This is a genomic window from Cupriavidus sp. 01L43, assembly GCF_056399925.1.
In genome coordinates this window covers 95,091-119,527 of sequence record NZ_JBFTSH010000015.1, presented here as the reverse complement: position 1 = coordinate 119,527, position 24,437 = coordinate 95,091, and the positions used below count along the sequence as shown (strand labels likewise).

Annotated in this window: 23 protein-coding genes; 7 read left to right on the top strand and 16 right to left on the bottom strand. The window is 68.6% G+C overall.

What is annotated here, in order from left to right:
• Positions 1-91: 91 nt before the first annotated feature.
• The 3 genes from AC1DP9_RS21890 to AC1DP9_RS21880 all read right to left on the bottom strand — a co-directional run bounded on the left by AC1DP9_RS21890 (position 92) and on the right by AC1DP9_RS21880 (position 3,372).
• Entirely contained in the window at positions 92-1,696 is a 1,605-nt protein-coding gene (locus AC1DP9_RS21890) for a DHA2 family efflux MFS transporter permease subunit (protein WP_477108476.1), read from the bottom strand.
• Positions 1,696-2,802, bottom strand: coding sequence for an HlyD family secretion protein (locus AC1DP9_RS21885; RefSeq protein ID WP_477108475.1), 1,107 nt, complete (start codon positions 2,800-2,802; stop codon positions 1,696-1,698). The genes AC1DP9_RS21890 and AC1DP9_RS21885 overlap by 1 nt, the downstream gene beginning before the upstream one ends.
• An 81-nt stretch (positions 2,803-2,883) precedes the next feature.
• Entirely contained in the window at positions 2,884-3,372 is a 489-nt protein-coding gene (locus tag AC1DP9_RS21880) for a winged helix-turn-helix transcriptional regulator (protein WP_477108474.1), read from the bottom strand.
• Positions 3,373-3,490: 118 nt separating this feature from the next.
• Here AC1DP9_RS21880 and AC1DP9_RS21875 point away from each other — a divergent pair, with 118 nt between their 5' ends.
• Positions 3,491-4,963 carry an efflux transporter outer membrane subunit gene (locus AC1DP9_RS21875; protein WP_441593036.1) on the top strand — a complete coding sequence of 491 codons (1,473 nt, stop codon included), beginning with the start codon at positions 3,491-3,493 and terminating at the stop codon, positions 4,961-4,963.
• Positions 4,964-4,985: 22 nt separating this feature from the next.
• Here AC1DP9_RS21875 and AC1DP9_RS21870 read toward each other — a convergent pair whose 3' ends face one another.
• From AC1DP9_RS21870 to AC1DP9_RS21860, 3 genes are all read right to left on the bottom strand, one after another.
• Positions 4,986-6,719: a SulP family inorganic anion transporter gene (locus AC1DP9_RS21870; protein ID WP_454757807.1), complete on the bottom strand. Its 1,734-nt coding sequence runs from the start codon at positions 6,717-6,719 to the stop codon at positions 4,986-4,988.
• 82 nt (positions 6,720-6,801) lie between these two features.
• The gene (locus AC1DP9_RS21865; RefSeq protein WP_477108473.1) at positions 6,802-7,713 is read right to left on the bottom strand and encodes a bestrophin family protein; all 912 of its coding nucleotides are present in this window, start codon (positions 7,711-7,713) and stop codon (positions 6,802-6,804) included.
• Position 7,714: 1 nt separating this feature from the next.
• A complete protein-coding gene (locus AC1DP9_RS21860) occupies positions 7,715-8,929 on the bottom strand; it encodes a cation:proton antiporter (protein ID WP_477108472.1) in 1,215 nt (404 codons plus the stop codon).
• Positions 8,930-9,138: 209 nt separating this feature from the next.
• On the opposite strand from AC1DP9_RS21860, the gene AC1DP9_RS21855 reads away from it, so the two are divergent.
• Together AC1DP9_RS21855 and AC1DP9_RS21850 are read left to right on the top strand one after the other, a co-directional pair.
• Positions 9,139-10,551, top strand: coding sequence for a PepSY-associated TM helix domain-containing protein (locus AC1DP9_RS21855; protein WP_477108471.1), 1,413 nt, complete (start codon positions 9,139-9,141; stop codon positions 10,549-10,551).
• Between the two features lie 58 nt (positions 10,552-10,609).
• Complete coding sequence (locus tag AC1DP9_RS21850; protein ID WP_477108470.1) at positions 10,610-11,008, top strand: hypothetical protein; 399 nt, start codon at positions 10,610-10,612, stop codon at positions 11,006-11,008.
• Between the two features lie 9 nt (positions 11,009-11,017).
• Here the strand turns inward: AC1DP9_RS21850 and AC1DP9_RS21845 are convergent, their stop codons facing one another.
• The 10 genes from AC1DP9_RS21845 to AC1DP9_RS21800 form a co-directional block, all read right to left on the bottom strand.
• Positions 11,018-11,671 (bottom strand): methionine ABC transporter permease, encoded by a 654-nt coding sequence (locus AC1DP9_RS21845; RefSeq protein WP_477108469.1) that lies wholly within the window; start codon positions 11,669-11,671, stop codon positions 11,018-11,020.
• Entirely contained in the window at positions 11,652-12,794 is a 1,143-nt protein-coding gene (locus AC1DP9_RS21840; protein ID WP_477108468.1) for a methionine ABC transporter ATP-binding protein, read from the bottom strand. The genes AC1DP9_RS21845 and AC1DP9_RS21840 overlap by 20 nt, the downstream gene beginning before the upstream one ends.
• A gap of 16 nt (positions 12,795-12,810) precedes the next feature.
• A complete protein-coding gene (locus tag AC1DP9_RS21835) occupies positions 12,811-13,632 on the bottom strand; it encodes a MetQ/NlpA family ABC transporter substrate-binding protein (protein WP_477108467.1) in 822 nt (273 codons plus the stop codon).
• A gap of 21 nt (positions 13,633-13,653) precedes the next feature.
• The gene (locus tag AC1DP9_RS21830; RefSeq protein WP_477108466.1) at positions 13,654-15,009 is read right to left on the bottom strand and encodes an LLM class flavin-dependent oxidoreductase; all 1,356 of its coding nucleotides are present in this window, start codon (positions 15,007-15,009) and stop codon (positions 13,654-13,656) included.
• Positions 15,009-16,262, bottom strand: coding sequence for an SfnB family sulfur acquisition oxidoreductase (locus AC1DP9_RS21825; protein ID WP_477108465.1), 1,254 nt, complete (start codon positions 16,260-16,262; stop codon positions 15,009-15,011). Before AC1DP9_RS21825 ends, AC1DP9_RS21830 begins: the two co-directional genes overlap by 1 nt.
• A gap of 1 nt (position 16,263) precedes the next feature.
• A complete protein-coding gene (locus AC1DP9_RS21820) occupies positions 16,264-17,499 on the bottom strand; it encodes an SfnB family sulfur acquisition oxidoreductase (protein ID WP_477108464.1) in 1,236 nt (411 codons plus the stop codon).
• 128 nt (positions 17,500-17,627) lie between these two features.
• Positions 17,628-18,590, bottom strand: coding sequence for a type 2 periplasmic-binding domain-containing protein (locus tag AC1DP9_RS21815; protein WP_477108463.1), 963 nt, complete (start codon positions 18,588-18,590; stop codon positions 17,628-17,630).
• The gene (locus AC1DP9_RS21810; protein WP_477108462.1) at positions 18,583-19,356 is read right to left on the bottom strand and encodes an ABC transporter permease; all 774 of its coding nucleotides are present in this window, start codon (positions 19,354-19,356) and stop codon (positions 18,583-18,585) included. Before AC1DP9_RS21810 ends, AC1DP9_RS21815 begins: the two co-directional genes overlap by 8 nt.
• Positions 19,353-20,240 (bottom strand): ABC transporter ATP-binding protein, encoded by an 888-nt coding sequence (locus AC1DP9_RS21805; RefSeq protein ID WP_477108461.1) that lies wholly within the window; start codon positions 20,238-20,240, stop codon positions 19,353-19,355. The genes AC1DP9_RS21810 and AC1DP9_RS21805 overlap by 4 nt, the downstream gene beginning before the upstream one ends.
• Positions 20,237-21,301 carry an ABC transporter substrate-binding protein gene (locus tag AC1DP9_RS21800; protein WP_441645364.1) on the bottom strand — a complete coding sequence of 355 codons (1,065 nt, stop codon included), beginning with the start codon at positions 21,299-21,301 and terminating at the stop codon, positions 20,237-20,239. The genes AC1DP9_RS21805 and AC1DP9_RS21800 overlap by 4 nt, the downstream gene beginning before the upstream one ends.
• A gap of 261 nt (positions 21,302-21,562) precedes the next feature.
• Here AC1DP9_RS21800 and AC1DP9_RS21795 point away from each other — a divergent pair, with 261 nt between their 5' ends.
• From AC1DP9_RS21795 to AC1DP9_RS21780, 4 genes are all read left to right on the top strand, one after another.
• Positions 21,563-22,354: an alpha/beta hydrolase gene (locus AC1DP9_RS21795; RefSeq protein ID WP_477106025.1), complete on the top strand. Its 792-nt coding sequence runs from the start codon at positions 21,563-21,565 to the stop codon at positions 22,352-22,354.
• Positions 22,355-22,452: 98 nt separating this feature from the next.
• Entirely contained in the window at positions 22,453-23,010 is a 558-nt protein-coding gene (locus AC1DP9_RS21790; protein ID WP_477108460.1) for a DUF3455 domain-containing protein, read from the top strand.
• 130 nt (positions 23,011-23,140) lie between these two features.
• Complete coding sequence (locus AC1DP9_RS21785) at positions 23,141-23,719, top strand: sigma-70 family RNA polymerase sigma factor (protein ID WP_255370972.1); 579 nt, start codon at positions 23,141-23,143, stop codon at positions 23,717-23,719.
• Positions 23,716-24,435, top strand: a complete 720-nt coding sequence (locus tag AC1DP9_RS21780) for an anti-sigma factor (protein ID WP_092300545.1) — start codon at positions 23,716-23,718, stop codon at positions 24,433-24,435. Before AC1DP9_RS21785 ends, AC1DP9_RS21780 begins: the two co-directional genes overlap by 4 nt.
• Positions 24,436-24,437 lie beyond the last annotated feature (2 nt).

Sequence of the window (24,437 nt, the reverse complement as noted above, 5' to 3'; positions counted from 1 at the left end):
AAGACCAATACTTGTCGATACGCCAGTGGTGCCCGTTTGGCGCGGGCAACCTATTGTCCGATCTGCACACTGATGCGCGGGCAGGCGCCTCTTAATGCGCATCCGCCGACGGCGCCTTCGGGGCGGCCACCTTGCGCATCAGCGGCACCATGGCCGTGGCAATGGCGAAGCACACCAGAATCATCAGGTAGATGTCGCCAAAGGTCTGCGTCTGGGCCTCGCGCCAGGCCAGCCCCCATAGTTGCCGCAGTGCTGCCGTCTGCGCATCGAGGGCGTCGTGGCCGGCTGCCATGAACCGCTCGGCAACGCTCTGCAGCAGGTTGCCCATCGCTTCATTGCGGATGTTCAGGTGCTCCGCCTCGCGCAGGAAGTGCATGTTTCCGCGATCGTTGAGCACCGTGGCGCACGCCGCAATGCCGATGGCGCCGCCGAGGTTTCGCATCAGGTTGAACAGCCCCGACGCCAGCTTGAGCCGTTCCGGCGGCAGGCTGCCGAGCGTCAGCGTGACCGTCGGCGCCACCGCAAACTGCTGCGCCATGCCACGCAGCGCCTGCGGCAGCAGCAGCTCTGCCGATCCCCAGTCGTGCGTGATGGGCGCGAAGTACCACATCGAGATGCCGAACATCGCCAGCCCGAACATCATCAGCCAGCGCAGGTCCACCCGGTTCGCCAGGAAGGCATAGAGCGGGATCGACGCCATCTGGAACACGCCCGTGGAGAACACCGCCAGTCCGATATCGAGCGCGCTGAAGCCGCGCACGCGCCCCAGGAACAGCGGCGTCAGGTAGATGGTGGCGAAGATGCCAATGCCTGTGACGAAGGAGAAGAAGCAGCCGAGCGCGAAGTTGCGCTCCTTGAGCGCGCGCAGGTCCACCACCGGATTCGCATAGGTCAGCGAGCGCCAGATGAAGGCCACGCCCGCCAGACCGGAGATCCAGGCCGTGGCCAGGATCACGTCATCGCCGAACCAATCCCAGCGCGGCCCTTCTTCCAGCGTGTATTCGAGGCAACCCAGGAACAACGCCATCAGCCCCATGCCGAGGTAGTCCGCCCCGCGCACCAGCGACCAGTTGGGCCGGTCGACCTTGACCAGCAGCGGCACCGCCACGGTGACGAAGATGCCCGGCACCAGGTTGATGAAAAACAGCCAGTGCCAGGAGAAATGATCGGTGATCCAGCCGCCAACCGTCGGTCCCAACGTCGGCGCCAGCGAGGCCAGCGCGCCGACCGTGGCGGCGGCGATCACCCGCTGCGGCCCGCTGAAGAACGCGAAGGCCGTGGTGAACACCATCGGGATCATCGAGCCGCCCAGGAAGCCCTGCAGCGCGCGGAACGCGATCATGCTCTGGATGTCCCACGCCATGCCGCACAGCAGGCTGGTCACGGTGAAGCCGGCTGCGGAGGCGGCGAACAGCCAGCGCGTCGACATCACGCGCGAGAGCCAGCCCGACAGCGGAATGACGATGATCTCGGCGATCAGGTAGCTGGTTTGCACCCAGACGGTCTCGTCGGTCCCGGCCGAGAGCGCGCCGCCGATATCGCGCAGCGACGCGGAGACGATCTGGATGTCCAGCAAGGCGATGAACATGCCTACGCACATCGTGCCGAAGGCAAACACCTTGGCGGCGGTGGACATCTCGCCCGGAGGCGTCTCCACCACGGCGCGCGGCGGGCTGGTCAGGCTGGCGGCCGTCATCACTGCACCTGCTTCGGCGGCAGCGTATTGACCTGCGCGATGACCGAGAGGCCCGGGCGCAGCACGCCAAGCCGCGCATCCTGCTCATCCAGTTGCACCCGCACGGGCACGCGCTGGACGATCTTGGTGAAGTTGCCGGTGGCGTTCTCCGGTGGCAACACGCTGAACTGCGCGCCGGTGGCGGGCGCCAGGCTTACCACGTGGCCATGGAAGACGCGGCCGGGCACCACGTCGGCCTCGATCTCCACCGGCATGCCGGGGCGCATATGCGCCAGCTGCCCTTCCTTGAAATTGGCGTCGACCCACAGCCCGCCCGCCGGCACGATGGCCAGCAACTGGCTGCCGGCGCCGGCAAAAGCGCCCACGCGGGCGCGCCGGTTGCCCACGGTGCCATCCACGGGCGCGCGCAGTTCCGTATAGCTCAGGTTCAGTTTGGCGATGTCCCGCTCGGCAATCGCCTGCGCCAGCGCGGCCTGCGCCTGCTGCTTCTGCGTGCCGATCACATCCAGTTGGCGCTGCGCGGCGAGCAGCGACGCACGCGCGCGCTCGCCATTGGCCTGCGCCTGCTTGTAGTCCGAATCCGCCTTTTGGGAGCTTTGGATCGAGACCGCCGCCTTGGCCACCAGGCTGGCGTAGCGGGCCTGGTCGTCGCGGGCGCGCACGGTGTCGGCGTTGGTCGACGCAATGCCAGCCTTGGCCTGCCCGATCACCGCCTCCTGCAAGCGCGCCGTCGCATCGAGGTTGGCCAGCAGTGCCTGCTGGGCCGCCACGGCGCCCTCGGCCTTGGCCAGCGCGGCGCGATAGTCGCGGTCGTCAATCCGCACCAGCAGGTCACCGGCGCGGACGGACTGGTTGTCGGTCACCGCCACTTCCGCGATATAGCCGCCCACCTTGGCGCCAATCACTGTGACATCGCCGCCGACGTAGGCATCGTCGGTGCTTTCCACGAACCGGGCGGATGTCCACCAGTGGTAGCCGTAGCCCACCCCGGCCAGCCCGGCCGCTACCAACAGGCCAGTCGCCAGCAGCCGCTTGGCGCTGACCTTGGATTTCGTCGCGGGAATGGAGTCGGCTCCGACCCGTTCAGTCAGCGTATCGCTGCTCATGGCACTTCCTCTCTGCATGCGGGGATTGCCCGCTGCCTGCGCAGCGGTGTTGGTAAAAGGGGATCAGGTCAGGTGGGCGGCTCAGGCTTCGGCCGAGCGCTCCAGCCGCTGGCGCAGGCGCTCGGTGGCGGCGGGGCCGGGCACGACGTGGAAATCGTGTCCGACGATCGGACGGCCGCTGGCGGCATCCACCAGCACCGGCTCGACGCGCTCGCCGGTCTGGCGGTCCACCAGTTGCACGCTTTCGCCTTCGGGCGCGAGATGCCTGTTACCCCAGGCGAGCATCGCCAGCAGCACCTGGCGGAAGTCACGGCCGCGGTCCGTCAGGATGTATTCGTAGCGCGGCGGGCGCTCGCAGTATTGGCGGCGCTCCAGCATGCCCTCCTCCACCAGCGAGTTCAGGCGGCGGGTCAGCATGTTCGGGGCGATGTCCAGGTTCTGCTGGAACGCATCGAAGCGGGTGATGCCGTAGAACGCCTCGCGCAGGATCAGCACGCTCCAGCTGTCAGCGACCCGGGCAACCGTGCGGGCGATGGGGCACGGCGTCTCGCCAAGTGGCTTTTTCTGCATCTCCGGACTCCTTGAAATACACGTTGCTATCAATTTGAAAGTTAGTCTAGACTAGTCACTATCATCATGCAAGTTAGTTGATGCAATTCTCCCTAGTTGCTGTCGAAAGGTGTCCGCAATGCCGCTTCATTCGCCCCGCCCCACCCGCGCCGGTCTCCCGCGCCTTCTCTCTACCCTGATCGCCGCCGGCGTCGCCGCCACCCTCGCCGCCTGCGCAGCCGGCCCGGACTACCACGCGCCCGATGCGAATATGCCGGCGGCCTACCCGCATGCCGCGGCCCTGGCTGCCCGCGAAGCCACCCAGCCCGCACCGTCGCTGGATAGCTGGTGGCTGGGCTTCGACGATCCCGCGCTGACGCGGGTCATCCAGCGCGCGCTGGAGCAGAACCTGGATCTGGCGGCGGCCATCGCCCGCGTGGATCAGGCCCGCGCCGCCGCGCGCCGGGCCGGTGCCGAATTGCTGCCGCAGGGGTCGTTCTCCGCCAGCGTCGGCAAGCAGCGCCAGTCTCTGGAAGGGCCGCAAGGCAGGCTGGGCAGAAACCTGCCGGGCTATGACCGCAACCAGACGCTGTACAGCACGGGCGTGGGGGCAAGCTGGGAGATCGATGTGGCCGGTGGCCTGCGCCGGGGCGCCGAGGCGGCCAGCGCGGAAGCCCAGGCCGCCGAAGCCGAGCATCTGGGCGTGCGCGTGCTGGTGGTGGCGGAAGCCGCCGATGCCTACTTCCGCGTACGCGGCGCGCAGCAACGCATCGCCATTGCACAGGAACAGGTGCGCACCAATGCCAGGCTGCTGGAACTGGTGCAACTGCGACTGGCCGATGGCATCGGCGCCGAGCGCGAACGGGCCCAGGCGGAAGCGCAGCTCGCGCAGACCCGCGTCACGCTCCCGCCGTTGCAGATCGAACTGGAGACCCAACTCAACCGCCTCGACGTGTTGATGGGCGCGCAGCCGGGCACCTACAGCGCCGAACTGACGACGCCCACCGAGCGTATGACCGTACCGCAGATCTCCGTGGCGCAAGGGCCGGCCAACCTGCTGCAACGCCGGCCGGACGTGATCGCGGCCGAACGCCGTTTGGCGGCATCGAACGCCCAGATCGGCGTTGCCACGGCGGAGTACTACCCGAAGGTGTCGATATCGGCCCTGCTCGGTTTCGAGAGCCTGACCGCAAGCAAGCTGTTCACCGCGTCGGCATTCCAGCCCGCCGCTATCGCCGGGCTGCGCTGGAGACTGTTCGATTTCGGCCGGGTGGACGCCGAAGTGGCACAGGCCAAGGGCGCCAACGCCGAGGCCCTGGCCAACTATCGCAAGTCCATGCTGCGCGCCACCGAGGACGTGGAGAACGCGATCATCGCGCTGACCCAGCTGGAAGTGCAAAGCCGGGAACTGGCCGTGGAAGTGGCAGCCCACGCCCGCTCGCGCGGCGCCGCCGAGGAGGCCTACAAGGGCGGCGCGGTCAGCCTGTTCGAAGTCCTCGAAGAAGACCGCCTGCTATTGGCGGCGCGTGACCAGCAGGCCAGCGTGCGCGCCGACAACGCCCGCGCAGCCGTGGCGACGTTCCGCGCGCTGGGCGGCGGGTGGACGGAGTGAAAGCGCGGCCACGCTAGCCGCGTCAGCCCGGGCGCGCGGGGTCTGCCGGCAAATTCAGATAGTCATCCACTGCGCTGCCCACGGTGGGATGAAAGCGATCATTGCTGAAGACCTCGGTCAGTTCGAAGCGCCTGAGCTTGTCGCGGACCGGGTCCTTCATCTCGGCGAAATGCAGCGCGATGCCGTCCGCGCTCAGGGCGTGGCTCAGTTCGCGCAGCATGTCCGCCGAGGTGACGTCGACACTGGTGACCGGCTCGGCGGCCACCACCACGCGGCGCACCGGGGTGGGCGAGTCCGCCACCGCCTCGGTGAGCCGTTGCTGGAATTGCTCGGCATTGGCGAAGAACAGCGGCGCGTCCCAGCGAAACAGCACCAGCCCGTCGATGCGCGCCGCCTCGGGGTAGCGCTTCATGTCGTGATAGCCGCGCAGCCCGGGCACCCGGCCCAGCACCGCGAAGTGCGGCCGCCAGCCGTCCCACAGGAACTCGATCACCGCCACCACCACGGCGAGGCAGATGCCGGGAATCGCGCCGAACACAGCCACGCCGGCGAAGCACAGCATCGACAGCCAGAACTCCCATTGCTGGATGCGAAAGATGCGCTGCAGGTCCTTGAACTCGAACAGCCCGATCGCTGCGGCGATGACCACGGCGGCCAGCGCGCTGGTGGGCAGGTAGCGCAGCAGGTTGGGCGCGAACATCAACAGCGCCGCCACGGCGACGGCGCCGACCACGCCGGTCAGCTGCGTGCGTGCGCCGGCCGCCTCCGCCACCGGGGTGCGTGACGCGCTGCTGCTGATCGGAAAGCCCTGGAAAAAGCCCGCCGCCAGATTAGCGGCGCCGAGCGCCACCATCTCCTGATTCGGGTCCACGCGCATATGCGCGCGCGCCGCGAAGGTGCGCGACAGCACGCTGGTATCGGCAAACGCGATCAGCGCCACGGCGCAGCCGCCGAGCACGATCTTGACCAGATCCGCCTCGCTGAGCCACGGCACCGCAAACGCCGGCAGGCCCTGCGGAATTTCGCCGAGGATCTTCACGCCGCGGCTATCCAGATGGAACAAGGCGACCGCCAGCGTGGCCAGGATCACGGCGATCAGGATGCCGGGAACCCGCTCGAAGCGCTTGAGCAGCAGGATCACGACCAGGCTGGCCGCCCCCACCGCGAAGCTGTAGCCGTTGGTCTGGCCATCGGCAATCGCCCGGCCCAGCTCCCACAACTCGCGCAACGGCCCGGCATCCTCGATCTGGATGGCGAACAGTTTCGGCAGTTGGCTGACCAGCACGGTCAGCGCAATGCCATTCATATAGCCGTAGCGGATCGGCTTCGACAGCAGCTCGGTGATGAACCCAAGGCGCAGCAGCCCCAGCACGATGCAGAACAGGCCGGAAACGATGGCCATCAGGCTGGCTGTGGCGATGGCGCGCGCCGGATCGCCGGCGGACGCGGTAATGACGACGGCCAGAATCGGCGCCGCCAGCGCGGAATCCGGCCCCAGCACCAGAATTCGGCTCGGGCCGAATAGCGCGTAGGCCAGCAAGGGGACGATCGTCGCGTACAGGCCATAGACGCCGGGCACGCCCGATGCCTCGGCATAGGCGATGCCCACCGGTACCAGCATCGTGGTCAGCACCAATCCGGCAGCAATGTCACGGGGTAGCCAGGCTGGCTGGTAGGTCGCCAGGGTTGCCAGTCCGGGCAACCAGCGCCGCCATGGGGAGGCAGGCGCGTCACGCGGGGCAGAGGCGTTGGCCATGGATGGGGTGGGCAGGCACGCCGCATGCAGCGCGATGCTTCAGCATAGGCCGGGAACGCCGCAAAGGGAAATGGCGCGAACGTCAGGTCTGGATGAAGTCCCGGTGGGCCGGCGCGGCGCTCTTGGGGGCTTCGCCGATCATCTCCAGCACCGTCGATTCAATCATGTAGGACATGGCGGTCAGCGCCAGATCATTGGGTTCCTCGCCGAACGGCTCCTCGATCTCGGCGCTGAGCGCCTCCAGCGCGAAGAAGGTGTAGGCGATAAAGCAGACGATCACCGGCGTCATCAGCCCGATCGAATCCAGCAGGCCGAACGGCAGCAGCATGCAGTACAGGTAGATGCAGCGATGGATGATGACGGAGTAGGTGAACGGGATCGGCGTGCCGGCCAGCCGCTCGCAGCCGCCCAGCGCCGTGCTGAGCTGATTCAGCGACATTTCCATCGACTGGGCCAGCGGCGGCGCCAGTTGGCCGGCACGGAGTCGCTCCCCCACCCATTCACCCGCCATCAGCAGCACGATCGCGGGTTTGAACTTGGCGGCCTTGAGGCGGGCCGCATCCGCCTCGTCGAGGAAAGGCGCCACATCGGGCCAGGCCTCGCTGCCGCGCAACTGATGGCGCAGCGCGTGCACGAACGCGCAGAGCCGATAGGCCAGCTGGCGCGCGTCGCGCGGGTCGGCCCCGAGCGTCAGCGCCTGCCGCGTCAGCGAGCGCGCTTCATTGAGCACGCTGCCCCAGAGCGTGCGCCCTTCCCAGAACCGCGCGTAGCTGGTGCTGTTGCGAAAGCCAAGGAAGATGGCCAGCGTCAGGCCGATCAGCGAGAACGGCACGAAGTTCAGCGATACCTTCCAGTCGCCAATCCGGCCGTGGAAGATGGTGATCAGCGCGGCAAACAGCGTGATGGTGACGAGCTGCGGGGCGATCTTGGGCAGCACCGAGCCCCGCAGGACAAACAGCATCCGGAACCAGTGGAGCGGCGGGCGGGTAATCATGTCAGGGGGCCTCGCGCAGCCGCAGCGCCGCCAGTGCCAGCGGCTTGGCGACGACGGTCGTGGCGAGGGCCATCAGCAGCAGCCCCGAGAACGCCGCCGCGCTGATCAGGCGGTTCTCGAGCAGGATGGCCAGCACCACCACCTCCATCAGCCCCTTGGTCTGGGCCAGCGCGCCCAGCGTCCAGGCGTCGCGCCGCCCCAGGCCGGCCATCCGCGCCGGCAGCGCCGTACCCGCCATCTTGCCCACCACGGCCACGACGGTGGCCACGGCAAACACCACGAGGGCGTCGCCGCCGGCCGTGGTCAGGTCCGTGCGCAGGCCGGTCATCAGGAAGAAGAACGGCATCAGCACCACCACCGTGGTCGGCTCCAGCTGCCGGCCGATATCGGCCGCCGCGCCCCGCGGCAGCACCACGCCGGCCAGGAATCCGCCCAGGATGTAGTGCAAGCCGATCAACTCCGACGCGCACGCCGAGCCGAAGATCAGCACCACCACCGCAGCAAGCCGGGCATCCGTCCCGCGCAGGCGCGGCAGGCCCGCCGCCAGCAGCGGCCGGACGATCAGGAACATGGCGGCCACGTAGGCAGCCCCCGTCAGCACGAGCCGCAGCGGCGCGTGGGCCGCCTGCCCGGTGCTGGCGAGGATGCACGAGAGCACGATCCAGATAGCGGCATCGCTGACGGCCGCGCAGGCCACCGCGAGGCGGCCGGCCGTGGAATCGCTCAGGCCCATTTCCCGCAGGATGGCGCCAAGCACCGGCAACGCGGTCACGGCCATCGACACCCCCACGGCAATCGCGAATTGCCAGGGCGTGGCGGCCTCGCCCAGCAGCCCGGGCCGGAAGTGGCCGAGCCCCAGCCCGGCGCCCACGCCCAGCACGAACGGCACCAGCACGCAGCCCAGCGCGGCGCTAATGGCGATCTTCCGCAGGCCGCGCGCCTCGCCCCCGCCAATGTGCAGGCCGGACAGGAAGGCGAACAGCACCACGGCCAGCCATTGCAGGCCGGTCAGCGCGGTCAGCCGGGTGGCGCCGAACAGCGCCTGCCAGCTATCCGGCCAGAAGGCCCCGAGCAGCGACGGCCCCAGCAGAATGCCGCCCACGATCTGCATGACCACGAGCGGCACGATGCCACCCATGCGCAAGCCGCGCCACAGCAGCAGCGGTGTGCCGACGACCAGACAGGCCTGGGCGAAGAAAATCGAGGTGGGATTCATGGTCTGAGCGATGGTTGGCGCGATGCAGCGGCGATGATACCTCGCCCGCATCACGCGCCCGTCGCTCAGGCCGGCGCCTTGCGGAAGGCAATCGCGAAGCGGTCCCAGGCATTGGGGGCACCATCGATCACACGCGCCAGCGGCATTAGGTCGCAGCCGCAACCGTCACCCGGAAGGTATCCTTGGCGCACGTTCTTTTCGCACGCCTCATGCCCCAAATCGCTCCCCGGCCCGCCGCCCTCGCCAGCGCGGACGCCTCGTACCGCATGCTCTGGCGCTGGCATTTCTACGCCGGCCTGTTCGTGATGCCGTTCCTGATCGTGCTGGCCGTGACCGGCACGCTCTACTGCTTCCAGCCGCAGATCGAGCCCCTGCTCTACCCGCAGTTGCTGAAGGTCGAGCCGTCCGGCGAGCGGCTACCTGCCCAGCGCCTGCTGGACCGCGCACGGGAGGCCGCGCCCACCGGGGCGACAGTCACCAACTACACGCTCAATACCGATCCCCGGGCGAGCGCCGAATTCGTCTTCCGCCTGCCTGCGGGCGGCAGCGACAGCGTCTTCCTGAACCCCTACACCGGCACCTACCTCGGCAGCCTGAGCGTGGAAGACCGCTTCATGAAGCAGGTGCGCATGATCCACCGCGCCCTGCTCGTCGGCAAGCCGGGCGAGTTGCTGATGGAACTGGCGGCATGCTGGGTGCTGGTGATGATCGCCACGGGCCTGGCGATGTGGTGGCCGCGCCTGCGCCAGCGCGGCGCGCGCGCCTTCGTGCCCGGCCCCGCCACGGGATCGCGCGGCGGATGGAAGGAAATCCATCTCGTGCTCGGCGCATGGCTGGCCGTGGGCGCCTTGGCGTTCATCCTGTCCGGTTTGCCGTGGACGGGTTCGTGGGGCAAGCAGTTCAAGGCGCTCGCCACGGCCGCCAATCTCGGCCGTCCGGCCGATGGTCAGGGCGACATGCACGCGCATGCCGCGCCCCCGGCCGCCGGCGCCGATCACGCCAAGCATCACCACACGATGGAATCGCTGCCGCTGGCGGACATGCCATGGGCCGTCGGCCTGACCGCCGTGCCCAGCGTAGCCCCGGCGCAGACCGCGCCGCTGACACTGGATCAGGTCGTGGCCGTGGTGGCCGCCCAAGGCATCACCACCGGCTGCCAGGTGGTCTTCCCGAAGGCGCCCGGCGGCGTCTATACCGCGTCCTGCTTCCCTGCCGATCCGAGCGGCGAGCGCACGCTCCATATCGATCCCGCCAACGGGCGAGTCGTCAAGGATCTCCGCTTCGCCGACTACGGGCCCGTGGCGCAGGCCATCTCGTACGGCACCTCCCTGCATATGGGCCGCTACTTCGGGCTGGCCAACCAGCTTATCAGCGCGGCGATTTCGTTGGGCCTGATGGCGATGGCCATCACGGGTCTGGTGATGTGGATCCAGCGCAAGCCGGCGCGCAAGCTCGGCGCACCGAGCCATCCCGCCGCATTGCCGCCGATGCGCGCCTGGGCCATCGGCCTGGGCCTGCTCGGCGCCGTGTTCCCGATGATGGGCGTCACGCTGCTCGCGGTCTGGCTGCTCGACCGCCGCATCGCTGGGGCGGGCGGTGTGCGGACTGCGCCGACGGTGTGACACGCCTTGCCGGGGAATTGGGGGTAAGATCGCCCCACTCCCCAGCCTTGCCTCCACCGTGGAAGACTTTCCTTACCTTGATTTCGACGCCTTGCTGCAACTGGCGCAGCGCACCGACCACGTCACCGCCGACTGCACCTGCGCCGCCGACGCGCTACGCGGCTGGGCCAGCCTGCCAATTTCGTTTCCCGACGCACAACTGAAGAAGATCGGCACGCTGGTTGCCAGCGCCTATGAGGAAGCGACGTTCCAGGAGTACGACCCCGACAGCGTCGGCTTCTGGTCGCCCGAGGCCCCGGTGGCGCCGCTGTACTACCCGGCCAACCGTTGCGATGTCTGGGCCTGCACGGTCTGCGACCGCGCGTTCCTGCGCTATGTGGAAGGTGGCGGCTACTTTGTCGATCCCCGCATTCGCCGGCTCACGGGCCGCGTGCTGGTCGATGCCCGCCTGGGTTGAATCGCCCGATCAGCGCGCGCGCAAGCGCCTGACCCACCGGTCGCCGGCTGCCTGTACGCCGGTGACCAGCGCAATCAGCACCACAATCACCACGACCATCACCACCGTATCGAAGCGCTGGTAGCCGTAGCGGATCGCCAGGTCGCCCAGCCCGCCCGCACCGACCGCGCCGGCAATCGCGGACGCCCCGATCAGCGAGACCACGGTGATCGTGAACCCGCCGACGATGCCCGGCAACGCCTCCGGCAGCAGCACATGCCAGACGATGTGGCGGCGCTGGCATCCCATCGCCTGGGCCGCCTCGATCAAGCCATGGTCCACTTCGCGCAGGCTCACCTCGGCAATCCGCGCGAAGAACGGCGTGGCGCTGATCGCGAGCGGCACCACGGCCGCCCAGACGCCAATCGTCACCCCTACCACCAGCCGCGTGAACGGCAGCAACGCCACCAGCAACACGATGAATGGCGTAGCGCGGAAGCCGTTGACCAGGGTGCCAGCCAGCCGATGGAAGCGCGGCGCGGGCCGCATGCCGCCCGGCGCAGTCACCACCAGCAGCACGGCGAGCGGCAGCCCGGCCAGCGCGGCGATCAGCGCGGAGGCGCCGACCATCGTCAGCGTATCGAGGAAAGCGGCCCAGAGGCGGTCAATGAGTATCGGAGACATAACCTAGCGTGGTGACGTGATGGGCGAGCGGCGCGTCAGCCCTCGCCGCATCGTCCGGCGTGGCGTGGGCGGGGATGGAGAGCAGCAGCGCGCCTTGCGTGTGCCCCTGAATCCGGTCGAGACTGCCATGCAGCAGCCGCACGCCGGCGCCGAACGCGGCGGCCACGCGCGACAGATCCGGCACCTCGCCGCCGGCATAGCGCAGTTCGACCACTCGATGCCAGTCCCCCGCGCCCTCCGGCTGCGCATGCAGGCGCTGCGCGATGTCCTCCGGCACACGCGTGGTCAGCGGCGCCAGCAGCGCCCGCGTGGCGTCATGCTGCGGATTCCCGAAGACCTGCCACACCTGCCCGGTCTCGGCGATGGCCCCGCGTTCCAGCACCAGCACGCTGTCGCAGATCGCCCGAATCACGCGCATTTCGTGGGTAATCAGCACGATGGTGATGCCAAGCCGCGCGTTGATGTCGCGCAGCAGGGCCAGGATCGACTGCGTGGTCTCCGGGTCCAGCGCGGAGGTGGCCTCGTCGCAAAGCAGGATGTCGGGCCGATGAACCAGCGCCCGCGCAATGCCCACACGCTGCTTCTGTCCGCCCGACAGCCGGCCGGGGTACGCATCCGCCTTGCCGTCGAGGCCGACCAGCGCCAGCAGCGACGCCACGCGCTCCGCGATCTCCGCCCGGGGCACGCCGGCCACCTTGAGCGGCAGCGCCACGTTTTCGGCCACGGTCTTGGCGGACAGCAGGTTGAAGTGCTGGAAGATCATGCCGATCCGCCGGCGCAACGTCACCAGCTCGCCCGTCCCCAGCGTCGCGACATCGACACCGCCCACGGTGACCCGGCCTGCGCTCGGCGTCTCCAGCCCGTTGATGGTGCGCAGCAGGCTCGACTTCCCCGCGCCGCTGCGACCGATGATCCCGAAGACGCCGCCAGCGGGAATCTCAAGGTCAATCTCGCGCAGCGCCTCCACCGGCCCGCTCGCCGCGTGATAAGTCTTGCCCACGCCCTCGAATCGGATCGAACCCGCATTGGGCGCGGTTGTGCCTTCCGCGCGTGCCACGGGCGGCGCGCTACGCGAAGCAGTCTGGAGAAGTCCCCTGCGGAACAACGGAAAGGTGGCGGCCATCTGCACAAGTCTCCAGTCAGGGCTTCAGCCAGGGCAGGCTGTAGAGCTTGTCGTTGTTCGCGAACGAGGTGCTGAGCTGCTTGCGCACCGCCGGCGACTCCTGGTAGATCTTCACGAAGCGCGCCACGCGGGCATCGCTGGCATTGTTCTCCCGCGTCACGAAGCGGATGGCGAAGTAGGTGTCGTCGATGCCCGAGTAAAGCAGCCCGGAGCCCGCCACCTGCGGCTTGCCGGCGTTGACGAAGTGCGCCGGGTAGCCCTGCGCGAGGTCCACGTCATCGAGCGCGCGCACGAGCTGCGGCCCCTCCACTTCCACGAACTTGAGCTTCTTGGGGTTGTCCACGATGTCGTTGACGCTGCCCTTCGCGCCCACGCCATCGCGCAGCTTGATCAGCCCCGCCTTCTGCAACAGCAGCAGGCCGCGCCCCTGATTCACCGGATCGTTCGCCACGCCCACGCGCGCGCCGTCCTTGAGGTCGCCGAAGCGCTTGATGTGGGTGGAATACAGGCCGATGTTGGGCAGCACCCCAAGCGCCACGCTGCGGAACTTGTAGCCGCGCTCCTTCACGGCGTTGTCCAGAAACGCCTGATGCTGGAAGTAGTTGATGTCGAGGTCCCCGGCAGCCAGCGCCACGTTCGGCGTGGTCCAGTCGGTGAACTCGATCACCTTGACGTCGAGGCCCTGCTTGCGGGCCTCGGTGGCGGCCACCTCGACCGAGTCGGCCAGCGAGCCCGGCGTGACGCCAATGGTGAGCGGCGCGGCGTGCGCGGCTGAAGAGGCGGAAGCGACGATCGCCAGCGAAGCAAACAGGGGAAGCCGCAGTGAGGATTTCAGCATGGTGATGGGCAGGATGAAGAATCAAAGGCGGCGGAACTGCGCGGCCGCGTGGCGATCTGGCAGGCGGTCGCCGTCGCCGAACAGCTTGTGGCGCAGCGACCCCTCGGCATAGGCCGTCTTGTAGCGGCCCCGGTTCTGTAGCTCGGGAACGATCAGGTCGACGAAGTGCGTGTAGCTCTCCGGCACCACGGTGCGGCTCAGGTTGAAGCCGTCGATGCCGGTCTCGTCGATCCAGGACTCGAGTTCGTCGGCCACCTGTGCGGGGTCGCCAACGATGGCGGGATAGCGTCCGCCCAGCTCGAACAGATCCAGCAGCTTGCGGCGCGTCCAGCCATGCTGGGCGGCGGTGCGCTGCGCGGACTCGATGGCGTTGCCGCCGCCATAGTCCACCGGCTCATCGAGGCCATAGCGCGCGAAGTCCACGCCCGTGCTGGCGGCGAAATGCGCAAGCCCGGCTTCGCGGCTCGCGTAGTCGCGGTACTCGGCGTGGAGCGCGCGCGCCTCCGCTTCGGTGCGGCCCGTGACCACGGCAGCGCCGGCAAAGACCTTGACGTCATCCGGGCGCCGCCCCGCCGCCACCAACTGCTCGCGCAGCGCGCTGACGGTCTTGCGTGCCGCCTCCTTGCACGGCGGCGAGATAAACACGCATTCCGCGTGGCGCGCCGCGAACTGCTGGCCGCGCCCCGAACTGCCGGCCTGGAATAGCACCGGGGTGCGCTGCGCGGAGGGCTCGGCGAGGTGGTAACCCTCCACGTTGTAGTAGCGGCCGTGATGGACCACCTTGTGCACCCGGGCCGGATCGGCGAATGTACGCGTGGCCTTGTCGCGCAGCACGGCGCCCTCCTCCCAGCTGCCCTCCCAGAGCTTGTAGAGCACGTCCAGATACTCGTCGGCGCGGTCGTAGCGCTCGTCATGCGGGAACTGCCCGTCGAGGCCCATGGCGCGCGCCGCGCTGTCCAGATAGCCGGTGACGATGTTCCACCCAACCCGGCCGCGCGTCAGGTGATCGAGCGTGGAGAAGCGCCGCGCCAGCAGGTACGGTGCGTCGTAGGTCAGGTTGACCGTCACGCCGAAGCCAAGGTGGCGCGTGGCGGCGGCCATGGCCGGTACCAGCAGCAGCGGATCGTTGACCGGCAGCTGGATCGACTCACGCAGCGTGACATCGACATTGCCGCGATAGAGGTCGTAGACACCGACGATATCGGCGATAAACAGCCCATCGAACAACCCGCGCTCCAGCGTGCGCGCCTGCTCCACCCAGTATTCGAGCGTGTTGTATTCCGTGGAGCGGTCGCGCGGGTGGGTCCACAGGCCGTGATTGATGTGCCCGACGCAGTTCATGTTGAACGCGTTGAGCAGGATCTGCTTGCGCGCCATCAGAGGGCTCCGTGCCGCGTCGGCGGGCGGTCGTTGAGGTAGTAGTTGCCGATGGCGTGATACTTCCATCGCACCGGATCGTGGAGGGTATGGGTGCGCGCGTTGCGCCAGAAGCGGTCTAGCCCTTGCCCGTCGAGCGTCGATGCCGTGCCGCCCAGTTCGAACAGCCGGGTGCCGGCCAGCAGCGAGGCGGTGGTTGTGGCCGCGCGCGCTTCCGCCACGGCGATGGATGCCGCCGCTACGGTCTGGGCGTCGGGGCTGCGCTGCGCCGCATCGACGATGCGCCCGGCCCGCCGCACCAGCGCCTCGGCGGCGCGGAGCCTGACCTTGACGTCACCGACCTGATGGATCGTCAGCGGATCTTCGCTGGCACGTGCGACCTTCGCATCCACCCAGGGCCGTGCATGATCGCGGATGAACGGCAACGTGGCGGCGAACGCGCCGCGCCCAATGCCAAGGTCGATGGCCGCATGCATCAGCTGCGCCACGGGACCGATGGTGGTCGGCGTCTCGAACGACGCCTGGAACGGCAGCACCCAGTCCGCCTCGACGCGCACGTTGTCGAACGTCACCGATCCGCTACCCGTGACGCGCTGGCCGAAGCCATCCCAGTCGTCGACGATGGTGATGCCGGCTGCATCGCGCGGCACGATAGCGATGTAAGTGACCTCGCGCCCATCCTCCTGCGCCAGCGTGGGAATCTGGTGTGCGAAGACCGCACCCGTGCAATAGAACTTGTTGCCGATCAGCCGGAAGCCGTCGCCATCCGGCACCAGCCGCGTGCGGCGCTTGAAGTCCTTGTGACCGATCTCGGCCAGCGCATTTCCGAAGCGCTCACCGGCCAGCGCCCGGGCGTAGAACGCCGCTCGCTGCGCCGCCGTGCCGCCCACGCGCAGCACTTCGAGCGCGTAGTAGTGGTTCTGCGGGATCTGGCCCAGCGAGCCATCGGCAGCAGCGAGCGTTGCGATCACTTCGGCCAGCGTGCCGTTGGACACGCCGGCGCCACCGTGCTCGCGCGGCACGGTGATGCCCAGCAGGCCGCTGGCGCTCAGCGCGTCGAGTTCTTCCCACGGCAGGCGGCGCTCGCGGTCGCGCAGCGCGGCGTCGGGGGCAAAGCGTTCCGCCAGCAGTTGCGCGGCGGCGATGGCTTCGGCGTCATCGGCAATGCGATGGGCGCGCGGCGGCGGCGCGGCCGGTGCGGGACGGCTGTCCCGATGATCGGCAGCAGGTGGAGGCGTAAACAGCAAGGTCATATCAATTCCAGGAGTGCCGTGCCGGCAGAACGCCGTTGAGGTGATAGTTGCCGATCAGGTGGAGCTTCCAGCGCACCGGATCGTGCAGCGTATGGGTGCGCGCGTTGCGCCAGTGGCGGTCGAGGTTGTGCCTGGCGCGCGTGGCGGAGGAGCCCGCCAGCTCGAACAGCTTCTCGCTGGCCGCGAGCGCGATCTCGGTGGTCAGCACCTTGGCTTCCGCCACGGCCACCGACGCCTCCGCGCTCAGTTCGTCCGTCACCGTGCCAGCGGCGATGGCATCGAGCGTGCGCCCGGCCTCCCCCAGCACTTCGCGCGCGGCGTGGAGATCCACGGCAAGCCGGCCGACATCGCCGATCAGATAGGGATCGTCGGTGGCGTGCTCCACCTTGGCGTCGATCCACGGCCGCGCGTAGGCGCGCACGAAGGCGATGGCATCGTCGAAGGCAGCCTGTGCGATACCCAGGTCGATGGCGGCCTGGATCAGCTGCGAAGTCGGCCCGTAGATCCCGGGGCGCTCCGCAAGCTGCCAGACCGGCAACACGTCTTCCTCTGAGACGGCCACGTTGTCGAAGAGCACCGTGCCACTGGCGGTGGTGCGCTGGCCGAACGACGACCAGTCGTCGTTCACGGTCAGGCCCGCCGCATCGCGCGGCACCCATGCCTGCACGGCGCGGCCTTCGTCGTCCAGCGCGCGTACGGGCACCCGATGCGCGAACAGCGCGCCGGTCGAATAGAAGCGCTGGCCAGTCAGCCGCAAGCCCTGTTCTGTGCGGCGCAGCCGCGTGCCGGTTTGCAGGACGGTCTGGCTCGTGGCGGAGCGGCGTTCCGGCCCCGCATTGCCAAGCCGCTGCCCGGCGAGCACCTCGGCGTAGTAGCGCTGCTTCTGCGCCGGCGTGCCGATCTCGCGCAGCACGCCGAGCAGGCCGAAGTGATTCTGCGGGATCTGACCCAGCGAGCCATCGGCGGCGCTGAGGATCGCAAAGACCTCTGCGAGCGTGGCGTACGACACGCCGGCACCGCCGAACGCGCGCGGAATCGTGATCGCCCCAAGCCCGCTGGCGGACCAGCGGTTCAACTCGTCCCAGGGCAGGATGCGCTCGCGGTCGCGTCGCGCGGCGCCTTCGGCAAAATCGGCCGCCAGGGCATGCGCCACGGCGATGGCTTCGGCGTCGTCCGCAATGCGCCCCACAGGCGCACCGGAGCGCTGTAGGACGTGCAATTCCGAGAGGTTGGTCATGGTGCAGCGAGTGGGGGAACAAGCGGCCATTGGAGCATGGCCCCCCTACACGTCACGACGAATTTTTTCGAGGATGCTTAGGCGCTGCGGCCCGCATATCGATAGCCGCAGGCAGACATCGGCTGGCGTCAGGAATGGCAGACGAGGCCGTCGCCAAGCTGGCTGGCTTCGTAGGCAATATCGCCGGCGCGCTGCGTACGGGCAGTGGCGAGCGCCCCGCCGATCTTCCAATGCCGCACGGCACGATCGAGCCACGCGGCGGAGCGGGAGTCGTCCTGCCGGACCACGATCTGCGGACTGGCGTTGTCGGGAAGCAGGCCCGCGTCGAGCCGCCGATAGAAGCGCCACTCGGGCAATCCCATCAGCCGCGCCACCACAGGGGCGTCTTCCGCCAGCGCCTGGCATTCGCCGGCCATAAACGCGGCCACGGCGCGGATCGACGAAGAATAGGAACGTACCTGCGCGCCCAGCGTCTCCGTGACGGGATGCGCATAAGGGCTACCCTGTGCGACACAGACCGCGCGCCCGGCGAGATCACTCGGCGCACGATAGTCGCTGCCGCGCAGCGTGACGAGCGCGCCGGCGCCGCCGGTGTAGGCGGTCGGCACGGCATACGGACCGCTATCGATGGCGCCGGCCACCACAAGATCGACACCGGGCACGCTCACACCGCGCGCATCGGCAGGCAGGCCGACTACCCGCAGACGCACCTGCAATCGTTCAGCAAGATAGCGCGCGAGCGAGACATCGAACGCATCGGGTTCAGGCGGCGTTGGCCGGCTAGGCGGCGCGGGACGGGCGTACTGCCGCACGCCCACCACCAGCTCGCCACGCGCCCGCACGGCTTCGAGCAACGGGCCGCGCGGCAGCGTCGTCCAGTCGGGCTCCCGCTCCAGGTACCGCGCCCCCGCCTGCAAGGCAACCGGCAATCGTTCGACAAGATGCGGCGACTGTTCTAGCCAGCGTGGCGCGGCAGCCAGGCCGAGCAGGCCGGCCGCCACCGCCAGCGCGATGGCATGCCACGCGCCGGGGATCAAACGCGGCGCTTCGGCCGCCGGCGCGCACCCGCATTCGGACGCGATCTCAGCCATTGAGCGTGAGCCCCTTGCGCCAGCGCGTCATGCGGCGCTCCACGCGTGCCAGCCCATAGTTGAGCACCAGCCCCAGCACCGCCAGCAGCAGGATGCCCGCGTACATGGTCGGAATCTGGAAGACCTCCTGCGCGTTGAGCGTCATGAAGCCGAGCCCGGAATGCGCGCCGATCATCTCCGCCGCCACCAGAGCGGTGATGCAATACGTGCCCGCCAGCCGCACGCCCGTGAAGATCGACGGGGACGCCGCCGGCAGCACGACCTTGCGGAACACGAACAGCCGCGACGCGCCCATCGAGCGGGCCGAGTCGATCAGCAGCCGGTCCACCTGCTTGACGCCGCCAATCGTGCTCAGCAGCACCGGCCAGAACGACGCCCAGAAGATGATCGCCACCTTCGAGGTCTCGCCAATGCCGAGGAACAGGATGAACACCGGGAACAGCGCGAAGGCCGAGGTTTGCCGGAACAGCTGCAGAATCGGATCGACAATCGCTTCGAAGCGGCTGAACCAGCCCATCAGCAGGCCCAGCGTCACGCCGAGCCCGATGGCAGCCGCCAGGCCCCACAGCGAGCGCTGGAGGCTGGCGAGCAGGTGCTTCCACAGCGCACCGCTGCCGACCAGCTGCCAGATGGCGCCCAGGATCTGCGATGGCGGACTCAGGTAGGCGGCGCTGACGATGCCCAGCCGTGGCACCAGCTCCCACAGCAGCAGGAAACCGATGATGCCCAGCACGCCGAGCGCGCGGTCGGTAGCCTTGCCGCTCATGATGCGGCCCTCGCCAGCACAGGTTCGGCGGCCGCACGCTCGCCGGGATTGGCCGTAGCGCCGAGCGGGCGCGGCATGGCGGCCGGGTTCGCGAACTGCACTTCGTCCTTGAGCACGTCCCACGCCTGCTGGCGCAGTCGCACGAACGCTTCGGAATTTCGCACCTCGGGCGCGCGTGGGCGCGGCAGCGGCACGTCGAGAATCGCCTTCACCGTACCCGGGCGCCGCGTCATGATGGCGATGCGGTCCGACAGGAAGATCGCCTCGTCGATGCTGTGGGTGATGAACACGATGGTCTTGCGCGTCTGCTCCCAGATCCGCAGCAGCTCGCCTTGCAGGATCTCGCGCGTCTGTGCGTCCAGCGCGGCGAATGGCTCGTCCATCAGCAGCACTTCGGGCTTGTAGGCCAGCGCGCGCGCAATCGCCACGCGCTGCTTCATGCCACCCGAGATTTCATGCGGAAAGCGCGGGCCGAAGCCGGTCAGCCCTACCAGTTCGAGGTACTCGCCCGCAATGCGCCGCCGCTCCGCACGCGGCACGCCGCGAATCTCGAGCCCGACCTCGATGTTCTCGAGCACGGTACGCCACGGGAACAAGGCGTAGCCCTGGAACACCACGCCCTGCGCCGGGTTGATGCCCTGCAGCGGCTTGCCGTCGATGGCGATGTTGCCACCGGTGCGGTCAGTCAGGCCGGCGAGGATGCTCAGGAAGGTCGACTTGCCGCAGCCGGACGGCCCCAGGATCGACAGCAGTTCGCCGTCGCGGATATCAAGGTCGAAGTCGCGCAGCACGGCCACGTTCTCCGGGCGCCCCGCCTCGTTGCGCACGGCATAGTCCATGCGCACGCCGCGCGCGGTGATCTTGTGGGAGTCGGTCGTGCTCATGCCTTCGCCGGTCCCTGCGTGGCGTACGGATTGAACTCGTTCGTGTAGAGATCGCGCGCGGCGACTTTGCCCTTGGGGAGCTTGCCCTCGGTTTCGAGGACGTCGATGTAATACTGGATCGGCGGCTCGGTGACGACGAGGTTATCGACGTAGGCGTAGCGGTCCACGTAGTCGAGCTGCAGGTTGATGCGCTTGGACACCAGCTTGCGCGCGTCCTCCGGGTTCGCGTTGACCCAGTTGGCCGCCTTGGCGAGCGCGGTCACCACGTCGCGCACGGATTCCGGATGCTCGCGAATGAACTTGCCGTGCGCGCTGTAGGGCTGCATGCCGCCCAGCCCGGCGTCGAGGTCGAAGTCGCTCCACAGCCGCACCAGCTTGTCGGCGTGGTCGGCGCGGCCCGAGAACGGTGCGTGGATGATCGCCAGGTCGGTGTTGCCGGTGACCAGCGTCTGCTCGGCCTGATCGTCCGGAATCACGACGAAGTTGATCTTGTTGACGTCCACGCCCTTCTCGCGCAGGTACGTCTTGGTGACGAACTCCGCGCACGCGCCGAAGCTGTTGATGCCGACGGTCTTGCCTTCGAGGTCTTTCGGGGCGCGGATGCCGGACGCCTTGCGCACGAAGTACTTCATGTGCGGCGCGTCCTGCAGCGTCTTGTTGCCGGCCGCCACTACCTTGATGTCGGAGCCGCTGGCCACCGCCGAGATCACCAGCGGCACCATGCGTGAGCCGAAATCGATCTCGCCCGTGCCCACCAGCGGGATGATCTGGGGCGCCGCCACCTTGCCGATGTACTCGGGCCGCGTGTTCGTGCCTTCGAAATAACCGAGCTGGTCGGCCAGGTAGACCAGATCGAAGGTCGGGTTGTCCGGGTAACGGAAGCGCACCTTGTCGCCAACCTTGCCGACCACCGCCGGCGCACCGGCCGCCGCTTTCGGCGTGGCGGTCTCGTCGCCACGAGAGCACGCGGCCAGCAGCGAGCCTGCGCCGCCGGCAACGGCGAGGGATACGAGTTGTTTGAGCGCGGTACGGCGAGTGTTGGCCACGGAGTGCGACGGCATCGGAAGTCCCTGTTCAGATTGGAATGCGGAGCGGCATTCAGTATCGGAAAGGGGCGCGGCGCGCACAACGAAGTCTTTCAACTATCGATATTGCCCGGGCGCGGCGGGTTGCCGGCGGATTTCGCACGATGTTTGCACGATCCCACGGGGCTGCGCGCAGGAAGTCACCGGAGACGGAATAGCCGACGCGGGCGGTTCGTCTGACTGCAGACAGCCCATGACGCTGCAATTCATCCCTCTACCTGATCGAAAGGACTGACCATGAAACTCCACCGCACCCTCCCGGCCACCCTGGCCGCGCTCGCCGCCCTCACCCTCGCCTCCGGCGCCATGGCGCAGACGCCTTCGCCGGCGAACACCGTCCCCGTCAAGAACATCGTGCTGGTGCACGGCCTGTATGCCGATGGATCAAGCTGGGAGAAGGTCATTCCGCTGTTGCAGGCGAAGGGCTACCACGTCACTTCGGTGCAGAACCCGACGACATCGCTGGACGCGGACGTCGATGCGGTCAAGCGCGCCCTGGCGGTCCAGGACGGCCCCACGCTGCTCGTGGCGCACTCCTATGGCGGCATGGTCATCAGCCAGGCCGGCGATGACTCGAAAGTGGCCGGGCTGGTCTATATCGCCGCCCGCGCGCCGGACGCCGGCGAGGACTACCCCGCGCTGACAAAGACGTTCCCCGCCGCGCCGGCCTCGGGCGGATTGCAATGGGGTGCGGATGGATACGGCCGGCTTTCCGAACAGGCATTCCTGCACGACTTCGCCGGGGATCTGCCAGAAACGCAGGCGCGTGGCTACTACGCCGTCCAGCAGCCGATGGGCAAGGCCATCACCATGGCGAAGACCACCGTGGCGGCCTGGCGCGACAAGCCGACGTGGTACGCGGTGTCGACCCAGGACCGCACGATCAACCCGGACCTCGAACGCTTCATGGCCAAGCGCATGGGCGCGCAGACCGTGGAGATTCCGGCGAGCCACGTCTCGCTGCTGTCCCGCCCGCAGGAGGTGGCCAACCTGATCCTCCAGGCCGCCGCAGGCAAGTCGGCCGGATAAATACTTCCGCCTGACTGCATCCAATCGCTCCGCTGGTGTGTAGCGTCTGTGCGGCCTCCGGGTTCGCACCGATCCACGACACACCAAGGAGCCCCACCATGATCCGCATCTCCCTTCTCGTTCCGGTCTCGGCCTGCCTCGCCCTGACCGCCTGCGGCGGCATGCACCAGTCCGGTTCGATGTCTGCGCCCACGCCCACGCCTGTCGCCGACGCCATCAAGGTGCCCGACGGCCACAAGCTCGCCATGCAGACGGTCGGCGTGGGCGAACTGCGCTACGAGTGCCGACCCAAGGCCAACGCCGCCGACCAGTTCGAATGGGCCTTCGTCGGCCCCACCGCCACGCTGAACGACCGCAGCGGCAAGGCGGTCGGCAAGTACTACGGCCCGCCGGCCACATGGGAAGCCACGGACGGCTCGAAGGTCACCGCCACCCAGGTGGCCGTGGCGCCCGGCGGCGACGGCAACATCCCGCACCAGCTCGTGAAGGCAAATCCGACGACCGCCAGCGGCATGATGAGCGGCGTCACCTTTATCCAGCGCGTGGCCACCCGGGGCGGCGTGGCGCCGGCCGCGGCCTGCAGCGCGGCCAATCGCGGCGCGGCGCAGATGGTGCGCTATCAGGCCGACTACCTGTTCTGGAAAGCGGCGGCCTGAGCGGGCTGGCGCGCGCGGCATTAGGGAAAGCCCAGCAGGCCGCCGCTGACGGTCGGGCGTAAGATGTGCGCTCGGGCGCCCCCGGGCCCCGACCCCAGCCCCGCAGCCCTGCCGCCAACAGAGCCCGCTCTTGACCGCCGCCCTGCCCTCCGTCAACGACCATTTCGACTACGAATCCGCGCTCGCCGGTTGCGCCGCGCGGGACGTGACGGCCTTGCGCCGCCTCTACGAGCATGCGGCCCCGTACCTGCTGGGCGTGGCGGTCCGTATCGTGCGGGACCGCGCGCTGGCGGAAGACGTGCTGCATGACGCCTTCGTCAAGGTCTGGAGCCATGCGCATACGTTCGACCCCGCACGCGGCGCGGCGCGCGGCTGGCTGTTCAGCCTGGTCCGGCATCAGGCGCTCAACCTCGTGCGCGACCGCCTACGGCTGGTGCTGCCCGACGAGGACATGGCGCAGGCCATCGAGGACGAGGCGGCACTGGCCGCCGTGGCGGGCACGGCCCCGGCCGGCGAGACCCGCGTGATGCTCGGCCGGCTGGCCATCTGCCTCGAACAACTGGACCCGCCCAAGCGCGACAGCATCCTGTATGCCTATGTCGATGGCTGCTCGCACAGCGAGATCGCCACGCGACTCAACGCGCCGCTGGGCAGCGTGAAAGCCTGGGTGCGGCGTGGCCTGCAGGCGCTGAAGGAGTGCATGCAATGAGCGACGACTGGGATGCGTTGGACGACCTCGCCGCCGGCTACGTGCTGGGCACGCTCTCCGCCGCCCAGCGCGAGGACGTGGCGCGGCGCCTGCCGCAGGAGCCCGGCCTGCAAGACCGTGTCGATGACTGGGAAGCGCGCCTCCATCCGCTGTCGGCGCTGGCCGAGCCCGTCACGCCCGCGCCCCGCGTCTGGGCGGGCATCGCGCGCAGCATCGGCCATGCCGAACAGCGCCCCAAGCCAGCCACGCCTGCCACCGGCACGCCCGGATGGTGGCATTCGCTGGCGCTCTGGCGCGGTATTGCCTTCGGGGCGACGGCCTGCTCGCTGCTGCTGGCCGCCATGCTGGGCCTGCGCGCGTTCGCGCCGCCCGCGCCGCCGCGCTATGTGGTGGTGCTGGCCGCGCCGCAGGACAAGACGCCGGGCTGGCTGATCCAGGCTTCCAGCCCGCGCCGCCTGAAACTGATTCCGCTCGGCGCGCAAGCCGCACCGACCAATCGCGCGCTGCAATTCTGGACCAAGGCCGACGACTGGAGCGGGCCGGTCTCGCTGGGTCTGGTACAGGCTGACCAGTCACTCGATGTCGCGCTGGACCGCCTGCCGGCCCTCCAGGACAACCAGTTGTTCGAGATCACGCTCGAGCCCGCCGCCGGATCGCCCATCGGCCGCCCGACCGGCCCGGTGCTCTATATCGGCCGCGCGGTGCTGGTGCGCTAGCG

Excerpts from the sequence above, each read along its gene's own strand:
- AC1DP9_RS21890 (WP_477108476.1), bottom strand. The coding sequence starts at position 1,696 with ATGACGGCCGCCAGCCTGACCAGCCCGCCGCGCGCCGTGGTGGAGACG.
- AC1DP9_RS21885 (WP_477108475.1), bottom strand. The coding sequence starts at position 2,802 with ATGAGCAGCGATACGCTGACTGAACGGGTCGGAGCCGACTCCATTCCC.
- AC1DP9_RS21880 (WP_477108474.1), bottom strand. The coding sequence starts at position 3,372 with ATGCAGAAAAAGCCACTTGGCGAGACGCCGTGCCCCATCGCCCGCACG.
- AC1DP9_RS21875 (WP_441593036.1), top strand. The coding sequence starts at position 3,491 with ATGCCGCTTCATTCGCCCCGCCCCACCCGCGCCGGTCTCCCGCGCCTT.
- AC1DP9_RS21870 (WP_454757807.1), bottom strand. The coding sequence starts at position 6,719 with ATGGCCAACGCCTCTGCCCCGCGTGACGCGCCTGCCTCCCCATGGCGG.
- AC1DP9_RS21865 (WP_477108473.1), bottom strand. The coding sequence starts at position 7,713 with ATGATTACCCGCCCGCCGCTCCACTGGTTCCGGATGCTGTTTGTCCTG.
- AC1DP9_RS21860 (WP_477108472.1), bottom strand. The coding sequence starts at position 8,929 with ATGAATCCCACCTCGATTTTCTTCGCCCAGGCCTGTCTGGTCGTCGGC.
- AC1DP9_RS21855 (WP_477108471.1), top strand. The coding sequence starts at position 9,139 with ATGCCCCAAATCGCTCCCCGGCCCGCCGCCCTCGCCAGCGCGGACGCC.
- AC1DP9_RS21845 (WP_477108469.1), bottom strand. The coding sequence starts at position 11,671 with ATGTCTCCGATACTCATTGACCGCCTCTGGGCCGCTTTCCTCGATACG.
- AC1DP9_RS21840 (WP_477108468.1), bottom strand. The coding sequence starts at position 12,794 with ATGGCCGCCACCTTTCCGTTGTTCCGCAGGGGACTTCTCCAGACTGCT.
- AC1DP9_RS21835 (WP_477108467.1), bottom strand. The coding sequence starts at position 13,632 with ATGCTGAAATCCTCACTGCGGCTTCCCCTGTTTGCTTCGCTGGCGATC.
- AC1DP9_RS21830 (WP_477108466.1), bottom strand. The coding sequence starts at position 15,009 with ATGGCGCGCAAGCAGATCCTGCTCAACGCGTTCAACATGAACTGCGTC.
- AC1DP9_RS21825 (WP_477108465.1), bottom strand. The coding sequence starts at position 16,262 with ATGACCTTGCTGTTTACGCCTCCACCTGCTGCCGATCATCGGGACAGC.
- AC1DP9_RS21820 (WP_477108464.1), bottom strand. The coding sequence starts at position 17,499 with ATGACCAACCTCTCGGAATTGCACGTCCTACAGCGCTCCGGTGCGCCT.
- AC1DP9_RS21815 (WP_477108463.1), bottom strand. The coding sequence starts at position 18,590 with ATGGCTGAGATCGCGTCCGAATGCGGGTGCGCGCCGGCGGCCGAAGCG.
- AC1DP9_RS21810 (WP_477108462.1), bottom strand. The coding sequence starts at position 19,356 with ATGAGCGGCAAGGCTACCGACCGCGCGCTCGGCGTGCTGGGCATCATC.
- AC1DP9_RS21805 (WP_477108461.1), bottom strand. The coding sequence starts at position 20,240 with ATGAGCACGACCGACTCCCACAAGATCACCGCGCGCGGCGTGCGCATG.
- AC1DP9_RS21800 (WP_441645364.1), bottom strand. The coding sequence starts at position 21,301 with ATGCCGTCGCACTCCGTGGCCAACACTCGCCGTACCGCGCTCAAACAA.
- AC1DP9_RS21795 (WP_477106025.1), top strand. The coding sequence starts at position 21,563 with ATGAAACTCCACCGCACCCTCCCGGCCACCCTGGCCGCGCTCGCCGCC.
- AC1DP9_RS21790 (WP_477108460.1), top strand. The coding sequence starts at position 22,453 with ATGATCCGCATCTCCCTTCTCGTTCCGGTCTCGGCCTGCCTCGCCCTG.
- AC1DP9_RS21780 (WP_092300545.1), top strand. The coding sequence starts at position 23,716 with ATGAGCGACGACTGGGATGCGTTGGACGACCTCGCCGCCGGCTACGTG.